11 protein-coding genes are annotated in these 19262 nt (G+C 37.9%); 1 reads left to right on the top strand and 10 read right to left on the bottom strand.

The annotated features are described in order from the left end of the window. Positions 1-235: 235 nt before the first annotated feature. The 9 genes from JEM65_RS08330 to JEM65_RS08290 all read right to left on the bottom strand — a co-directional run bounded on the left by JEM65_RS08330 (position 236) and on the right by JEM65_RS08290 (position 15222). Positions 236-4405, bottom strand: a complete 4170-nt coding sequence (locus JEM65_RS08330) for a two-component regulator propeller domain-containing protein (RefSeq protein ID WP_199598486.1) — start codon at positions 4403-4405, stop codon at positions 236-238. Between the two features lie 23 nt (positions 4406-4428). Then, positions 4429-7260, bottom strand: a complete 2832-nt coding sequence (locus tag JEM65_RS08325; protein ID WP_199598485.1) for a DUF5060 domain-containing protein — start codon at positions 7258-7260, stop codon at positions 4429-4431. Between the two features lie 69 nt (positions 7261-7329). Then, the gene (locus JEM65_RS08320) at positions 7330-8343 is read right to left on the bottom strand and encodes a LacI family DNA-binding transcriptional regulator (RefSeq protein WP_199598484.1); all 1014 of its coding nucleotides are present in this window, start codon (positions 8341-8343) and stop codon (positions 7330-7332) included. A 25-nt stretch (positions 8344-8368) separates the two neighbouring features. After that, positions 8369-9322 (bottom strand): transketolase family protein, encoded by a 954-nt coding sequence (locus tag JEM65_RS08315; protein WP_199598483.1) that lies wholly within the window; start codon positions 9320-9322, stop codon positions 8369-8371. 112 nt (positions 9323-9434) lie between these two features. After that, positions 9435-10277 carry a transketolase gene (locus JEM65_RS08310; protein ID WP_199598482.1) on the bottom strand — a complete coding sequence of 281 codons (843 nt, stop codon included), beginning with the start codon at positions 10275-10277 and terminating at the stop codon, positions 9435-9437. A gap of 1 nt (position 10278) precedes the next feature. Beyond that, positions 10279-10932, bottom strand: coding sequence for a fructose-6-phosphate aldolase (gene fsa, locus JEM65_RS08305; protein ID WP_199598481.1), 654 nt, complete (start codon positions 10930-10932; stop codon positions 10279-10281). 30 nt (positions 10933-10962) lie between these two features. Beyond that, positions 10963-12390, bottom strand: coding sequence for a D-xylose transporter XylE (gene xylE, locus JEM65_RS08300; protein ID WP_199598480.1), 1428 nt, complete (start codon positions 12388-12390; stop codon positions 10963-10965). Positions 12391-12415: 25 nt separating this feature from the next. Beyond that, positions 12416-13732, bottom strand: a complete 1317-nt coding sequence (xylA, locus tag JEM65_RS08295; protein ID WP_199598479.1) for a xylose isomerase — start codon at positions 13730-13732, stop codon at positions 12416-12418. A 5-nt stretch (positions 13733-13737) separates the two neighbouring features. Then, complete coding sequence (locus JEM65_RS08290) at positions 13738-15222, bottom strand: xylulokinase (RefSeq protein WP_199598478.1); 1485 nt, start codon at positions 15220-15222, stop codon at positions 13738-13740. Positions 15223-15611: 389 nt separating this feature from the next. On the opposite strand from JEM65_RS08290, the gene JEM65_RS08285 reads away from it, so the two are divergent. Next, positions 15612-17741, top strand: a complete 2130-nt coding sequence (locus JEM65_RS08285) for a thioredoxin domain-containing protein (RefSeq protein ID WP_233530582.1) — start codon at positions 15612-15614, stop codon at positions 17739-17741. A gap of 490 nt (positions 17742-18231) precedes the next feature. Here JEM65_RS08285 and JEM65_RS08280 read toward each other — a convergent pair whose 3' ends face one another. Further along, entirely contained in the window at positions 18232-19173 is a 942-nt protein-coding gene (locus JEM65_RS08280) for an SMP-30/gluconolactonase/LRE family protein (protein ID WP_233530581.1), read from the bottom strand. Positions 19174-19262: the final 89 nt, after the last annotated feature.

Raw genomic sequence — 19262 nt, 5'->3', positions numbered from 1 at the left:
CATCATACTCACTATAAGTATTTCTGCCAGCAATCCCAACTTTGATCTATTACCCTTCATACCCTAGTTGTACCAAATATATATAGTGGAACCTCTAAAAAGTATTACACATAAAGCAAGCAGTATGAATCTTGTTGCGAAACATTCAAAATAGGGTGCAAATACAACATTTGATACATTTGTTGCAACGAATTTTATATAATTGAAGATTATTTATTAAAAAAATGTGAATTTATTAGGACTCATTGATTTCAATATCTGTTGGGAGTTGACCGAAATGCGACTTAAAACATTTTGTAAAATAGGAAGGTGAAGAGAAACCAACTTTAAAACTCACCTCGCTAATAGTCGAGTTTCCAGTCTGTAAAATCTGTTTTGCTTTTTCAAGTCTTATCTTTCTAATAAATTCATTGACGGTTTGACCAGTCAGGGTTTTTATCTTACGGTATAATTGACTTCTGCTTAAATTCAGTTGGGATGCCAAGACCTCCACGCTCAAACTGTTATCACTGATATTTTCGTGTATGTAGGACAGAATTTTTTGGATGAATTCTTTATCTATTGAGGTGGCATTTGCATTTTCCTCTGCCCCACTAATGGCACCAAAATATTTATCAAATATCAATTTTCTACTGGTAATCAGTTGTGCCAGACGCAACTTTAATAATCGGAGATCAAATGGCTTAACCATATAAGCATCCGCACCATAGCTAATACCCTCAATACGGTCGTCCATTTGCGACTTGGCCGTCAACATCAGCAGTGGAATATGACTAGTCCTGATATCGGTCTTGATATGTTTGCAAAAATCGAAACCGTCCATTTCTGGCATAATGACATCGGTGATGATCACGTCTGGCAGGGACTGTTTTGCAATTTCCAATCCTTCCTTCCCGTTGGAGGCCAATAATATCTTGTAGGTTTTTTTGAGTTCATCCTTCAGATAATTTTTGAGTTCTGCATTATCTTCAACAATCAGTAATTTATTAGCTTTTACATTTTTCAAATCTTCCAACTCCTCATCAATTGTGCTAATCTGAGGAATAATATTAATATGTTGTTCCTTTTGGATGAGCATTTCATTAGTATGGGAAATAACTTCCTTCTTTGAAAAATGGGAATTCCCTTTTGGAAAAATAATCGTAAACGTAGTACCTTGCCCTAGTTCGCTGTCAACTTCAATTTTACCTTTATGCAGTTCAACAAAACTCTTAACAACTTCCAATCCTATGCCTGTACCACCATAATAGGTTTTATTAAGATTTTCGACCTGATAAAAACGCTCGAATATACGTTTGGCCTGTTTTTTCTTTAATCCAGGCCCTGTATCTGAAATGATGATCTTTACCACTTTAACGGGTGTCGATGCATTGACCAATGGCAAAGATTCAAGTTCATCATTAGAGACGACATCCACCGTAATAGTTCCTCCTTCCGGTGTGACTTTAAGCGCATTGGACAAAATATTGAAGATAATTTTTTCCAACATACCTTGATCGGCCCACAAACCGATTTCGGGAACGTCGGCATCTAAAGATAGAACGATATTTTTATGGTAAGCCTCTTCCTTAAAATAACTCATGATTTCTTTTGTAAAACTTACGGCATTTAGCTTTCCCGCCCTGATCCTAACTTTATTGAGTTCTAATTTTCGGAGATCCATCAATTCGTTTATCAAACGGTATAAACGATCGGTGTTTTTATAAATGATATTATGTTTTTGTTTGACGCGTTCGGGCAATTGAAGTGTTTCGTCATTGATGATATCCTTTAGCGGATTGATCATCAAAGTTAATGGTGTTCTAAACTCATGAGAAATATTTGTGAAAAATTGGAGTTTTTTCTCGTGCAATTCGTCTTCTTTTACACGTTGGATGCGTTCAATCCGTAGGGATTCCTTATCTCTTAATCTGTTTTTTGTAATTTTATTGAGCAAGTAAATTCCGAGAAAAAATAGAATAATATAGGAAGTAATAGCCAAATTGGTCCGCCACCAAGGTGGCAAAATTGTGATTTTGAGCGTTAAAACATTTTCATTCCATACACCATCATTATTAGCAGATTTTAGTTTGAAAACATAATCACCATGATCGAGATTTGTATAGGTTGCATTTCTGGCATTGCCTACATAGTTCCATGTTTTCTCCAACCCTTCCAAATAATAGGCGTATTGGTTTTTTTCAGGCCGTGTATAGTTTATACCAGTATATTCAATCGTAAAAACATTCTGCTTATAGGTCAAAGCAATACTGTCCGTTTCGGAAATAACACGGGTAAGCGGTGAGTTCTTCTGACTAGGCCCCACATTAACATTAAATATTTTGAGCCCTGTTAAATATAAATCAGGAACACTCGTATTTGTTTTAAGATCTTTGGGATTGAAATAATCTATTCCTTCATAATTTCCAAAGTAGAGCGTGCCTTCATTATCTCTATAAACTGCATTGAAATTGAAATCATTAGATAAAAGACCATCGTTAACCGTATAGTTAATAATGGTATCTTTTTTAAAATTCAACGCGGAAAGTCCAGAATTACCACTAATCCAAATATTTCCATCCTGACTTTCGGTTATTGCCGATACATTTTCCTCAAGTAGTCCTGTAGTCGTATTATACCATTGGAGTGTATCCTCTTTCTTGTTATATCTAGACAACCCAGAGCCTCTGGTACCTATCCAAATGCTTTTATCCATACCTTCATAAAGTGACAGAATATGGTTGGCACTTGTTCGATTGTACTGCGACCTCATTTTATCCTGAAATGGCTCAACAACAAATTCTCCAATCCCATTCTTAAAAATCTTATATAGTCCTTGTGTTGTCCCGATCCAGATATGATCATCACTATCCACCAACACCTTTCTTACCGCCTTATCATAAATGTGGTGCTTTAAAAAATCTTTTGTGTTATAATGTGTAAATGTACCAGAAGTTGGATCGTAGGACATCAGACCATTGTAAAACGTGCCTATCCAAATAGTTCCTTTCGAGTCTTCATCAAAACTTAGGATGCTATTCGATCTGAACTCCTTGGGCGTAGTTGAAATATTAAAATTGATGAAACTTGAGGAACCCTTTTTTAATAGGTACAGACCATTGTTCCAACTGCCAGCCCAAACGTTGGATTTACTGTCAATAAATATCGTTTGAATGTCGGATGTATTCAATCCAGAAATAGTACTTGTGTTTTTTTTGTTGATATGTCTGACCTTATGTGTCTTTGGATTATAGATATCAATCCCTCCACCATCCATACTGATCCAAAAATCACCATTCCCGTCTTTTGCAATACCAGTTACAGAACTAACTTCCAACGAATTGTGATCAATGGCAAGGCTTTCAATATTGTCAAATTTATCATAAAGCCTGTCATAAACCGCCACACCTGAATTGTAATAGCCTAACCAAATGCGTTCATCGCGATCCACGAACAAGGACCAAATAGAATTGGAGCTGATACTGTGCTTATCTGTTTTATTGGAGAGGTAATTTTTAATCAAATTCCCAGTTTTGGTAAGATGAAATAAACCGTCATTCTCGGTCCCTACCATTATAGAATGGTCTGACAGTTGGACCATGGCCAAAACACGTTTTTCAGTATAGGGAAAACGTTCAATTTTTGAGAATTCACCTTTTTCATTGTCGCCTTTTGTTGCCTTGATGAGACCATCGGAAATCGTTCCCAGCCAAATACTTTTGTCTTTCCCTATAAACACCGATTGAATTGGATTTTTAATGGTTTCCATCCCACTTTCGACGTTGAAATAAGTTGGTATTAATGTTTTGGATTTTGAATCAAATTCCAACAGACCTAAGCTTGAACCTGCATACACTTTACCATTTGGATGCACCGCAATGCCGTTGATGTTTATTAATTCATTGGGGTCTTTACTGCCAAAGGGGATTTTTTCAAACGTATTGCTCCCTTTTTCCAATTTGAAAAACCCGCGCTCAAATGTTCCAATGAAGAGATTTCCCTCTTTATCACCAGCCAAAGCACTTACAGAAATGTTTGAGTTTTTGGGTACATCTTTTGGGCTGAAGTAAAATCTTTGGAACTGGTCTTTTTTATGGTCATATAGATTTAAGCCTTCTTCCGTGCCCACCCAAAGCCGGTTTGACGAATCAATGTATGAACAGTAAATAAGACTGCTACTGATGGAGGTACTGTCTTTTATTTGATTTTTATAGGATATATAATCAATCCCATTGTACTTGTAAAGTCCGTCACCATTGGTGCCTATCCAAATAAAGCCATGGCTATCTTGAACAATTGTGGACATACCCACATTAGAAATACCCGCCTTGATATTGACAAAACTATAATCCTTTAGCAGCTCCTGCGCCTCAAGTGAGATGGCAAGAACAAAAAAAAGACCTAAAAAAACAATTCTGTTTCGCATCGAAAACTATCTCTTATAAAAAATTATTCTGGCTTAAAGTTAACATCTTTCGTTAAAATAAAGCTATCCATTTCAAATCCATCTTCTCGCATTGAAAAGGAGACAAGGTGTTCGCCTACTTCATTAATTTCTAAATAAACAGTATTTGGAACACCGCAATGATTGTCTGGAACGCGTTGCGCAGATGACCAAGCCCATTGGTTTTTATCCTGACACCATTGCATACGCGCACCACTTTCAGGCCATTCTTCATCAATACCAACGTGCACCCCATTATCTTCAGTACCACTTGAAAAAGCTCTGGCCCAAACATAATATTTACCAGCAGATTTAAAATTGACCTTGTACGAAACCACGCCTCCTACACCTGCAATTGGGAAGAAATTCTCTCCCAGAATCAGTTCATCATCATGGGTTATTCTCGTATCGGGTAGAGCTTCAATGTACATGTTTCCATTGGCAGTTGAGCTATGGTTTGTTGGGTTTTTTTCAGGAATTGGAATACTATCATTGATATTTCTAACATACCAATTTCGCTTTGTACCGTTGTTGGACTCATATTGGTAAGCTTCTGCTTCAATTTTAATATAACCATCTGTTTCTTCAAAAGGTTTTGCATCCTTTAATTGGGCCTGTATTGAAAGCCCATCTGGAACTAAGATGAGGGCATTCCAGCGTCCTCTCGACCATGCGGTTTCACCATTTTCTGGAATTTTTCCATTGGTTGCTGCCTTGGACGAAATAGTTATGATATCATCAGTCTTCAAATAGTATTTTTTTTGTTGATGACGAAACGTTTTAAAATTATCATTCTCTTCCGGATTAATTACCGTATCCAAGACAGTTCCATTTTTACTGATAAGATATACGGATTCGCCATCGTTTTCTGCCATGCTGACAAACATAGCATTGTAAATTCCTGATGCACCTCTAAAAATCGTACGTGCTGATGCATAACCCTTACGCATCGCGTTTTGGCTCGCATCGATTGCCAAAACGCCGTTCGCTTCATCCTTGTAATATTGTATGTTATTATCAGAAGTCACCAATTCAAAATCGGTCAAGGCATCCAATGTAATAACTTGAGGTGCACTGTCAGAGGTTTGAGTCAACGCTGGTTTAGGGGAGCGGATTAAGGCGACCCAATCTTTTTCCGAATTTGGTGGCAAGCCAATGTTGACGATGCCGCCAGCTTTTACTTTTTTAATACTACCATTTATTAAGTCTCCACCAGTTCTAGGATTGTACCACTTCACGATAAAATCGCCTTTGGTTCCATATAGATTGAGCATCGTTTCTTTTACCTGCGGTAGATAAATGACGTACACGGCGCCATTTTTTGCAAACACATAATCTTTTGGATTATCGGTCAGCCCATCGGCTGATTGCATAGTCGCAAATGGAAGATGCTCGTTAAAGAAATCGAGTGCATATTTGGTTTGCTCCCAAATATTGTTTCTGGAACGCCAATCTTCGCAATTTAAATCGTTATGCGCATATTTGTATCCAAAATACCATTCAACGCCTGCTCCCCCTGCCATCAAAGTTCCCCACAGCACTTCTGCGCGTATCGCGTCGTGTTCAGGGTCATCTGCATCTGGTTTTGCACCTGCATCTGCTGGACCTATTTCGTCTGTATTTACGACCCATTGATGAGCTGTTAATTGTGAAGCGTTTACCCATTTTTTTGTGGTTTCGTGAACTAAATCGGGATGATGAATTTGAATTGCGGGACCATCAAGAAATTCATAGCCCAACAAGGGATTCAAAAATAAATCCTGTTCTTCTGGCACGGAATGAGTATGTAATACGACAAAGTTTTTATAGGGATCGGTTTGTTTAAAGTATTTTGCCATTGCTTTTCTATCGGCATCATCCTGCCCTTTAGGTGACCAATGTACAGGACCATTTTCTTCGCCCAAATTCCATGTGATGGCGAGATGGTGCGCAAAACGGGCAATCAGTTCTCGATAATATAATTTGCGCTGAACGCCCAATTGTCCTATATCCAAAAGTAATTCGTTTTCGGTTTCTTGCGTGACGATGTGCAACATAAGACCCAAATTATCCAAGTGGTCAAAAACGACTTCCCATTGCGCCAACTTGCTAACATCAAATCGGTAGCGTTCATTTTCATTAATCCAAGGCCATACGTCATTACCATCGCCCTGAACATTCATGGTCAAAAAATAAACCGAGTTCATTCCTTTTGAAGCCAGATAATTCATGCCTCCAATGATATTTTTTCCTTTTCCATTTTGCCAAGTTGGGTCGCCTGACTTCCAATCTTGGGCATGGGGTTCATATTTGTGGCTAGGTGGCGTTTGATCAAACTCAAAATACCCCAAAAGATTCTCCGGACTGTCCGTTCCGCCTTTTAGGAATGGTTTTTTACTTTCTTCATGTATCAGATAGCGCGAACCATTATATATAAGTCGTCCATCTGTTCGTTCAGAAGAATCTTCAATTTTGAAAATTCCCGATGCACCATCAAAACCTGTTGGCTGTCCTGCGTTAGCATCGTCACTTACTGCAATGGCATCTCCTTTTCGAAACGAGACGTTGTAAGACCACGTTCCTGTATGATTTGGCATAAAGTGAACCTTCCAGATGTTACCATTTTCGGCACTTGTTTCAGCAGCATTGCCATCTGTCGCATAAAATCCGGGTACTACGACTATTTGATTGCCATTGGTAAAAGTTACATTTAACCGGTAATTTAAAAATGGGTTATAGGCATCATTTTCACTCATTTCCTCACTTTCAAAATGCAAGGTTAATTTGTGCCATTGTTTCAATTCTCCTTCAATTTTAACGGCTTTTGGTTGGGAGAAAACAACGCTTGATATTCCCATAATTAGGATATGACAACATCGGCATATAATCTTGTTATGTATTTGCATTTTCAAATTTTAAGTTGGTTACTATTGTTTTGTGGATTCGCGCGCTATCAAAGTTGTTTTTACAACTTTTGTTTGAAAATCATAGTCTGTGGATTTGTTTTCCAATCGGTCAATGAGCATTTTTGCGGCTTTTTTGCCCACACGCTTTCCGTGCTGACTGATGGTAGTGATGGACGGCGTCAAATAACGTTGTAATTTTCCATTGGTAAAACTGGTAATGGATACATCCGCAGGAACTTGATATCCGAAAGATTTTATGACTTGCAGGATTTGAACGGTTGCACTTTCTTCCAAACAAAGAAAGGCGTCAAATTTGCGCTGGTTGAGTTCATTGACCATCACCGAATTAAAATCTTCTTCTTTCTTAATTTTGAATACAAATATTTCTTCTAAATCATTAGCAGTCATTGCTGCCTTATAGCCATCCACCCTTAATTTACCGACACTTGTATCGTCAATTAATGATATAACCGCAATGGTACTGCAACCCGAATCTATCAATTTCTGCGTGGCATTAAAAGCAGCCTCAAAATCGTCCGCAATCACTTTATCACAATTAAGCGTATGTGACACGCGATCGAAAAGAACGATTGGCATCTCTTCCGAAATGGCTTCCTGAAGATGAGTGAAATCCTGTTTTGCCTCAGTTTCCTCTGCAATGGATAGAATAATTCCGTCTAAAACACCCTTTCGCAAACGGTCTATGATTTCAACCTCCTTATGATAAGAATCGTTGGAAATGGATGAAATTAAGATATAGCCACGTTTGGTCGTCACTTCCTCTACGCCAGCAAAGACTTTGGAAAAAAAACTATTCAAGATGTTGGGAACTACAATCCCGATGGTTTTGCTTTTGTTGGTCCGTAACCGTAAGGCGCTGAGATTTGGAATGTAATTATTCTTTTTGGCGTAAGTCTGAATATCCCGTCGCGTTGTCAGGCTTATTTCGATGCTATTATTTAATGATTTGGATACTGTGGAAATGGAGACATTGAATTGATTTGCGATATCTTTTTGTGTCAATTTCGTTTTCATGGCAACCATTCATTAACTGTATTTTCTATTTACGCTTTATGACCTTCCTAACTGCACTGACGATTGATTTACTATTCAAACCATATTTGACCATCAATTGTTCTGGTGTTCCACTTTCTCCGAAGGTGTCTTGAGTGCCAACGAACTCCTGTGGTTTTGGAAGCCTTGTTGTAAGCAATCTGGAAACACTTTCTCCCAGACCACCAAAAATATTGTGTTCCTCCGCAGTTACGACACAGCCTGTTTTTTTTACAGATTCTAAAATGGCTTCTTCATCCAGTGGCTTTATGGTATGGATATTAATGACTTCCGCTTCAATGCCGTGTGCGTCCAAAAGGACTTCGGAGGCTTGTAGGGCTTCCCAAACCAGATGCCCTGTAGCAACAATCGTAACATCCTTCCCTTCTGTGAGTTTGATGGCCTTACCGATTTCAAACTCGTCTTCTGGCATAAAAATAGGGACTACTGGACGACCGAATCGTAAATAAACTGGACCGTGATGCTTTGCAATGGCAATGGTTGCCGCTTTCGTTTGGTTGTAATCACACGTATTGATGACGGTCATTCCGGGAAGCATTTTCATCAGACCGATATCCTCTAGAATTTGATGTGTGGCGCCATCTTCGCCTAAGGTCACTCCTGCGTGGGACGCACAAATCTTTACATTTTTATCTGAATAGGCAATGGATTGACGAATTTGATCGTAAACCCGACCTGTCGAGAAATTTGCAAAAGTGCCTGTAAATGGAATTTTTCCGCCTATAGTCAATCCTGCAGCGATGCCCATCATATTGGCTTCCGCAATACCAATTTGAAAAAAACGTTCTGGATTCTCATTGATAAAATCCTGCATTTTTAAGGATCCTATCAAATCGGCACATAAAGCAACTACATTGGGATTTGTCCGTCCCAATTCCGTTAACCCATCACCAAAACCACTTCTCGTATCTTTTTTATCTGTGTATGTATATCTTTTCATTTTGTAACCACAACAGTGGGTATTTTAAAATTTAAAATTTCGATGTGCTCTATGACTTAAAATGCAATCTTAGGAAACTGCCGACAAAAAACTGCCGACTAGGTAATTTTGATTAATAGTCTCCCAAAGTATCCGCATTCTGCGCCAAGCCTTTCTGTAATTGCTCATCATTGGGGGCTTTGCCATGCCATGCATGGGTATGCATCATAAAATCAACACCATGGCCCATAACAGTATGGAGCAATATACAAACGGGTTTACCTTTGCCTGTTTTCAATTTTGCATCTTTCATTCCTTTTTGGATGGCTTCCACATCATTGCCTTTTTCAATCTCTAATACGTCCCAACCAAAAGCTTCAAATTTCGCTTTGATGCTCCCCATTGGCAAGACATCATTTGTTGCTCCATCAATTTGCTGTCCGTTGAGATCAATGGTAGTTATCAGGTTATCCACTTTTTTGGCGGCCGCATACATGATTGCTTCCCAATTCTGACCTTCCTGTAATTCGCCATCACCATGTAAGGTATAGACCAAATAATTATCGCCATTCAGTTTTTTTGCTTGTGCAGCACCTAAAGCAACGGACATGCCTTGCCCCAAAGATCCTGAAGCGATGCGCACTCCTGGCAAACCTTCATGAGTGGTGGGATGGCCTTGCAATCTGGAATCGATGAGTCTAAAAGTGTTTAATTCTTCCACAGGAAAATAACCTCTTCGTGCCAAAACACTATAAAAAACCGGCGAAATATGACCATTGGATAAAAAGAAAAGATCTTCATCTATCCCGTCCATATCGAAACCTTCTTTTAAGGACATCACGTCATTATAAAGCACCACGAAAAATTCGGCACAACCCAAAGACCCTCCCGGATGTCCGGAATTGACCTTATGCACCATTCTTAAAATATCGCGTCTGGTCTGCGAGACCATGTCATTCAGTTTTGTAGTGCTCATATTAATTTCCTTTTTTGTAATCTTCCAAAAATTTGGCGAGGCCACTATCCGTTAAGGGATGTTTTAACAATCCAGTTATGGAGGACAGCGGACCAGTCATGACATCTGAACCTATTTTTGCACAGTTGACCACATGCATTGTATGGCGTACGGAGGCAGAAAGTATTTGTGTTTCAAAGCCGTAGTTATCGTAAATAAGTCTGATATCTGCTATCAACTGTAAACCATCTGTAGAGACATCATCCAAACGTCCCAAAAACGGCGACATATAGGTGGCACCTGCCTTTGCTGCCAACAATGCTTGGCCAGCTGAAAATACAAGGGTAACATTGGTTTTAATGCCTTTATCCGAAAAGTATTTACAAGCTTTTATACCATCCGCAATCATCGGTAATTTGACGACAATCTGTGGATTTAGGGCTGCCAATTCCTCGCCTTCTCTGACCATGTTATCAAAATCAGTTGCGATGACCTCGGCACTTACATCCCCATCGACGATATCGCAAATTGCCTTGTAATGTTTGAGAATGTTGTCTTTTCCTTTGATGCCTTCTTTCGCCATAAGGGATGGATTAGTTGTTACACCATCCAATACGCCCAAAGCTTGCGCTTCCTTAATTTCATCTAGGTTGGCTGTATCTATAAAAAATTTCATGTTGTTATTTTTAAAATTATGATTATTAAATTAATCTGTTTTTGTCCAAAGCTCTTCCATTTCTTCCAAACTTTTCTCTTTCGTTTCCGGCACATATTTCAGGACAAAAAACATTGCCAATAAACTCATCAAGCCGTAAATCCAATAGGCAAAACCATGATTGAATTGTTCTGTTAAAAAAGTATTATCATCCATCATTGGAAACGTCAGCGATACTAAATAATTTGCAACCCATTGTGCTGCTACGGCAATTGCCATGGCACGACCACGAATTTTATTAGGGAATATTTCAGACAGTAACACCCAAGTGACAGGTCCCCAACTCATGGCGAAACTTGCGACATAAAGAATCATACACGCCAAAGCTAGGTAGCCTGTGGCACCCGTAAAGAACACAAAACCCAAAGCGAACATCGCAATGGACATGCCCAAGGCACCAATAACCATCAGTGGTTTTCTTCCCTTCTTATCAACCAATTTTACAGCAATGATGGTAAATAGGAAATTTACTATCCCAACCACAATGGTCAATAGAAGCGCACCATCTGTATTAGGATCTATTTTTTTGAAAATCTCAGGTGCATAATATAAAACAACATTGATGCCCACAAATTGCTGAAAAATGGATAGTACAATGCCTATAAATATGACCAACCAACCAAAAGAGAATAATTTTCCGGAATGCTGCACCATGGTGGTTTTAATCTGTGCCAAAATAATTTTTGCCTCATTTTCTCCATTAACCTTAGTCAAAACATCCAAAGCTTTTTCCGGTTGATTGCGCAACATTAAAGAACGCGGTGTATCCGGAACAAAAAATAAAAGAGCGAGGAACAATCCAGCCGGAATCACTTCAGAAGCAAACATCCATCTCCAACCCACGGCATTTAACCATTCGTCCGAGCCACCTGTTCTGGATATAAAATAATTCACAAAATAAACCACCATAAAACCAGCTACGATTGCCAATTGATTAAAGGACACCAATCGTCCCCTACTCTTGGCCGGCGAAACTTCAGCTATATATAAAGGAGAGAGCATGGAAGCCAATCCAACGCCAATACCGCCTAAAATTCGATAGACAATGAAAATGGTTGAAAATGTGTGGTCTGCTTCACCTATTGGTTTTATAAACATCTCGGGCATTGCAGAGCCTAAAGCGGAAATCAAGAATAATACACCGGCCAAAATGAGTCCGTTTCTACGTCCCAATTTTTTACTAATAATACCACCAAAAGCACCACCAATAATACAACCAATCAAAGCACTAGATACCAAAAATCCTTTAAATGCATTTGCCGCGGTCTCGCTCAAGCCTTTTGGGATAACAAAAAAGCTATCCAAAGAACCTACGGTTCCTGAAATGACGCCTGTATCGTACCCAAAAAGCAGACCTCCCAAGGTCGCTACGAGGGTTAATTTAATAAGATACCCTGTATTTGTGGTCGTTGTTGACATATATGAAGTCGGTTAGCAGTTTAAATTAGATATGTTGGTTAATGATATTTTCAAAAAGTTCCTGCTTTCCGCTTTTCAAGGCCAATTCGCCATTTTCCTGTGCGATTTTATACAAATCCTTCATGCTTAATTTTCCGTTTTCAAAATCTTTTCCTTTTCCTGAATCGAATGAGCTATAACGCTCTTCCCTTAATTTTTTATAAGGCGAGGACTTTAAAATCTTGTCTGCAACAAGCAATGCTCTCGCAAAGGTATCTGCTCCCCCAATATGTGCGTGGAAGACATCATCAAGATCTGTAGAGTTACGTCTAATCTTTGCATCAAAATTAACACCACCGCCTTGGAGTCCGCCTGCTTCTAAAAACACAAGCATGGCTTCCGTTGTTTCCTGGATGTTGTTTGGAAATTGATCCGTATCCCAGCCATTTTGGTAATCGCCTCTATTGGCATCGATGCTTCCTAACATTCCAGCTTTTGCAGCAACGGCAAGTTCATGTTGCATGGTATGTTGTGCAAGTGTGGCATGATTAACCTCTATATTGATTTTGAAATCTTTATCCAAACCATATTCCTTTAAGAAACCGATGGCGGTTGCCGTATCAAAATCATATTGATGTTTGGATGGTTCCATAGGTTTAGGCTCAATGAAGAATGTGCCTTTAAACCCTTGGCTTCTTGCGTAATCTTTCGCCATCGTTAGGAATTGTGCCATGTGATCCAATTCGCGACCCATATCAGTATTTAACAAAGACATATAACCTTCACGTCCCCCCCAAAAAACATAGTTTTCGCCATCCAAAGCCATAGTGGCATCAAGTGCCAATTTTACTTGTCCACCAGCTCTTGCAAGCACATCAAAATCAGGATTGGTTGCCGCACCGTTCATGTAACGCGGGTTTGAAAAGCAATTGGCCGTTCCCCAAAGTAATTTAATGTTTGAGTCAGCTTTTTTCTCCTTAATATAATCGACAATAGTTGACAATCTTTTTTCCGATTCTGCAAACGTGCTCCCTTCTTGAATCAAATCAAAATCATGGAAGCAGAAATACTCAAAGCCCATTTTTGAAATGAATTCGAAAGCGGCATCAGCTTTGTCTTTTGCTGCTTGAATTGGGTCTGATGATTTGTCCCATTCAAAATTTTGTGTCCCAGGACCGAACGGATCGGAACCTTGACCACAGAAGGTATGCCAGTAGGCAATTGAAAATCTGAAATGCTCGCGCATTGTTTTGCCCGCCACGACCTTATCTGCATCGTAATATTTGAATGCTAATGGGTTATCTGATAGATGCCCCTCATATTTAATTTTGTTGATTCCTTTAAAAAATTCTGTAACTGCCATAATAATTATTTATTGTTAAGTATAATTTCCAATTCGTTTTTCCAGTGTTGATAAGCCTTTTGATAGGACTCTATGTTTTTAAGCGGCATATAGGTCATCACATGGTCATTTTTTGTGATGTTCTCTCCAAACTGTTCAAAATTGCCATCCGTTAAAGCGGATGCTCTTGCTGCACCTACAGCTCCTGTTGTATTGTAGATTTCTATTTCGTGACCAATTAAGGAGGCCACAGTATTTGCAAAGATTTCAGACCTGAACAAATTGTCATTTCCTGCCCTGATCACGTTGATGACCGTAGAATCATTCTTTAAGATATCTATGCCATAAACAAAAGAGAAAGCGATTCCTTCTAATGCCGCGCGATACAGATGCCCGTTGTGATGTTGATTAAGATTTAAATTGCAGAAGTGGGTACCAACATTTTTATTGTTTAACATGCGTTCCGCGCCATTCCCGAATGGAATAACAACGACACCGTCTGACCCGATGGCTACCTTGGATGCTTTTCGGTTCATGTTTTCGTAGGAATTCTCAATGCTGTGGTTTCGTAACCATCGGTATTGGATCCCTGCCCCGTTAATATTTAACAAACGACCAACAATAGGCTTTTCAGAAGTATAATTGACATGTGCAAAATGATTGACACGTGACACCTCTTTTGGTTTCAAATGGTCCGTTACCGCATAAATGACACCAGAAGTTCCGCCGGTTGCGGCTACTTCTCCAGGTTTGAAAATATTGAGCGACATGGCATTGTTAGGCTGGTCACCAGAGCGATAGGTAACTGGAATTCCTTTTGGTAATCCTGTTTGCTTTGAGGCCTGATCCGATACTTCCCCTTGATTTGTGAAATTTTCTACAATATCAGGAGTCAAATCCTTATCGATGCCATAATAATCCAATAGGTCAGTGGCAAGGCTATTGGTTTTATAATTCCATAGAATACCTTCCGACAGTCCGTTTTTTGTTGTGTTAATGACATTCGTCAATTTATAGGCAATATAATCGCCAGGAAGCATGTATTTATAAATTTGCTCGTAAAGTTCAGGTTCATTATCCTTTACCCATTTTAATTTAGAAGCAGTAAAATTTCCTGGAGAATTGAGCAAGTTTTCTGAACAAAAGGTTTCTCCTAAATCCTTAAAAGCGCGATTACCAATCTCAACAGCACGACTATCACACCATATAATAGAATGTCTTAAGGCTTTTCCGTCCTTATCAACAATGACCAAACCATGCATTTGGTATGAAATCCCAATGCCTGAAATCTTGCTGGCATTAATATTAGAGTCCTTAATGATGCGCTTGGTTGCGTTGCAAATATATTCCCACCATAAGTCAGGGTCTTGCTCTGCCCAGTCATTATGAAGCGCTAAAATTTGCATTTCGCCTTCTGGTTCGTGAAGTGTGTTAATTTTTTTTCCTGTGGCAGTTTCGACCAATGCTACTTTTACGGACGAACTTCCAATATCAAATCCTATTTGGTACAAATTTGTGTGTTTTTAAATTGATGATTTAATGATTTATATAGTTGAATGAAACCATAAAATTTATGAGCTAAACTTAATTTTTCTATCCTAACACCACTACCACAAATGATGCATCTAATAAAACAAATGGTGCGCTATCTCTTATTGGATAGACATTTATAGAAATTGTAAAAGAAAAGTAGAAAAAAGGATGTCGCTTTTTTAAAAAAATTGCATTCTTTAAGAATATTAAATTTTCATAACTTAATATTCCTGAAAATTAAAATGCAATGCTGTTGTCAGACAAAATTGTGTCAATTACTATTACAGGTGATGCAATACATGAAAATCTTTTAAAATCATTAAATCGATTGCTCTTTTAAATAGTATATTGGATTAAAATTTTAAGTTTGAAACCACTACACATTTGTCTCTGCGCGATTTTTTTAACTTTCGGCTGCGTTAATAAGGACAGTTCCAAAAATGATAATAATAATAATAATAATAAAGGATTTGTTAATGATTTGATTTACGAGACCAGTCCGTATCTACTTCAGCATGCCTATAATCCTGTGGATTGGAAGGCATGGAATTCTGAAACATTGGAACTTGCGAAAAAGAGCGAAAAACTTATTATTATTTCTGTTGGCTATTCTGCTTGTCATTGGTGCCACGTGATGGAAGAGGAAAGTTTTGAAAATGATTCCGTCGCAAAATTGATGAACGCTAATTTTATATCCATCAAAGTCGACCGTGAGGAGCGTCCTGACGTTGACCAAATTTATATGAACGCCGTACAATTGATGACTGGCAGCGGAGGCTGGCCGTTAAATTGTATTACGTTACCAGACGGAAGACCCATTTTTGGCGGCACTTATTTTACAAAAGAGCAATGGATAAAAGCCCTGACCGACATTTCAAATATGTATAGAAATGACCCTCAAAAAGTTATCGACTATGCAGAAAAATTGACTCATGGGATCAAAACTTCTGAATTGGTCGCTCTCAATACCCAAGAAGTCCAATTTACAACCAAAAAACTTGACCCAGTTATTGCATCGTGGAAATTAAATTTGGACTTTGAATATGGCGGACAGGCATCAGCACCAAAATTTCCAATGCCAAATAATTTGAATCTTCTTTTGAGACATAGTGTACAGAATGATGATACTGAATTGCAAGGGTTTGTTATGAACAGCTTAACAAAAATGACCGATGGTGGACTCTATGATCAAATTGGAGGTGGATTTTCAAGATATTCAGTCGATGAAAAATGGCATATTCCTCATTTTGAAAAGATGCTTTACGACAATGCTCAATTGGTCAGTCTGTACTCTGATGCCTATCTTATTTCAAAAGATGAACATTATAAAACTATTGTAGAACAGACTTTGGATTTTGTAAAAAGGGAACTTACAGATGCCTCTGGGGGTTTTTATGCCTCCTTAGATGCGGACAGCGAAGATAGGAATGGCAATTTGAAGGAAGGCACCTATTACAGTTGGACGGAAAAGGAACTCAAATCAATTCTTCAATCTGATTTTGAGATATTTAAGAACTATTACAATATCAATTCCATAGGCAAATGGGAAGATGGCGGATATATTTTAATAAAAACAAAAACTGATGAAGAATTTGTAAACCAGCATAACCTCAAGAAAGCAGAGTTGAGGACTCTCATTTCAAAATGGAATAGCAAACTTTTCAAAATTAGAGACGCACGAAAAAAGCCAAGAATAGATGATAAAATACTCACCTCATGGAATGCGCTTATGCTCAAGGGATATGTAGATGCTTACCGTGTTTTTGGAACTCAAGAGTATCTAGACATCGCTTTAAAAAATGCCCAATTTATCAAAACGAATCAATTCAAGAACGATGGCGGTTTATTCCATAGTCATAAAGATGGTAAAGCTACTATTGAAGGTTTTTCTGAAGATTATGCGATGGTCATTGAAGGGTTTATTTCACTTTATGAGGTCACTTTGGACGACCAATGGCTTCAAACTGCCAATGAGCTTACAGCTTATACAATCAATCATTTCTTGGACGAAAAGAGTAAAATGTTTTTCTTTACTTCAAATCTGGAGACCAATTTAATTACTCGAAAAATGGAGGTCATTGACGGCGTTATTCCTTCTTCCAATTCAATTATGGCTGAAAACCTATTCAAATTAAGTCATTATTATTCTGATGAAACCTACTCAAAATTAGCGAAGCAAATGCTAAATAATGTACATTCAGATATGATGGCATCGCCTTCTGGTTATTCGAACTGGCTTTCGCTTTATCTTAATTATTCCAATCCTTATTATGAAGTTGCCATTTCTGGAAAGGAAGCTCAACAGAAATTGAAAGAACTTAATTCTAATTATTTACCAAATATTCTAATAGCGGGTTCTACGAATGAAAGCGATTTGTCCTTGTTAGAAAATCGCTATGTGGATGATGAAACTTATTTTTATATATGCGTCAATTCCACCTGTAATTTACCCACAACACAGGTTGAAAAAGCATTTAAGCAAATGAAATTTAAATAGTTTTTTTGTAAATAAACTGATTATAAATGAATTTCAATTTAATGTTCATTAGTCACAGACGAAACATCTTAAAAGCCTCTTTGCTCATCCATACTATAAAATTTCAGAACAGATGCCTTAGCCTTTAAAGTTATTATTAGAAAACCTCTCAAATGGATTTAATATTCAACTGAAAAAAGTTAGCGCTAGAGGTACTAATAAATAGGTTATTGCATTCTTGAATACTCACTGAAAAATTATTTACAAACTGTGGATGCTTTTAAATTCTTTAGGCTACATAATACAGCACTTTTTTGGTGAGACAGGTTGAAGATGATAGCTAGTATATTGATTCGAGCATATTTTTAAAAGTGATTTTTTAAGCGCTGTTAAAGTTGCTAAAAATTCCCATTGAAAATAGGGAAGAAATAACACTGGAATCCTATATGATAAGGATATAGACAGTTAAGCCATAAAATAGTGTATACAAATGGTAAGCTATATTTTATATTTAATTAATTACCCCATTTACCGTCATCTCCAAAGTATAAACAGAATCCATTGCAGTAATAAAAAGTGTTTTTCGATTCAGTCCTCCAAAAGTGACATTGGCTGTCCAATTTTGAGGCACAATAATGTGTTCTATGTGTTGACCGTTAGAATTAAAAACTGTAACTCCATCTCCTGTTAGGTAAATATTACCTAAATGGTCTATAGTCATCCCATCAGAACCCAAATCTACAAATAGTTTTTTATGAGAAAGAGTACCATTAACTTCAATGGTATAGCTATAGGTTTTTTTATCCCCAAGATCAGAAACATATAATGTTTTGCCATCGGGTGTACCGATAATCCCATTAGGTTGAATAAAGTTATCATCGGCTACAATTTTTGGTGTATCAGAATTTTTAGCTAAATAATAAACCCTTTTTGATTTTTGCTCAGCCGCTTTATGTGTCCACCAAGGGCGCTGGTAATAAGGGTCAGTAAAATATATACCCCCTTTGGAATCCACCCAAAGATCATTTGGTCCATTCAATTTTTTACCATCAAAACCATTAATGAGTACAGTTACTTTTTTCTCCGAGTCTATGCGCCATACTTCATTCTCTTGATCAGCAGCGGCCAGTAGATTTCCTTGCTGATCAAAATAGAGCCCATTTGAGCGTCCTGACGGTTTCATATAATCAGAAACGGTGTTATCAATAGCATTCCATTTTATAATGCGGTCATTTGGTTGGTCTGTAAAATAGACATTACCCAGTTTATCTGCAGCAGGACCTTCAGTAAATTTGAAGCCATCAGCAACCAGAGTAAGTTTAGCCCCAGCAGCAATAATAGCTTTATTATCATTTGATAGAGTTTTGCAGGATGTTTGTGTTACACCTAACAAAATCATGCAAATTAACCTTAAATAGAAGGGTGATTTCTGGTTTTTAACTTTAGCTCTCATTGAATAATGGATTTTCATTACTTCTTATAACCTAGTAAATTTTCAATAAACTGCCACCTCGGCTTGATGGTTTTTATATCAAGAGAAGT

The organism is Gelidibacter salicanalis (genome assembly GCF_016469035.1).
GTDB lineage: Bacteria > Bacteroidota > Bacteroidia > Flavobacteriales > Flavobacteriaceae > Gelidibacter > Gelidibacter salicanalis_A.
The sequence above is the reverse complement of the archived record's forward strand: the minus strand, read 5'-3'. Positions and strand labels throughout refer to the sequence as shown.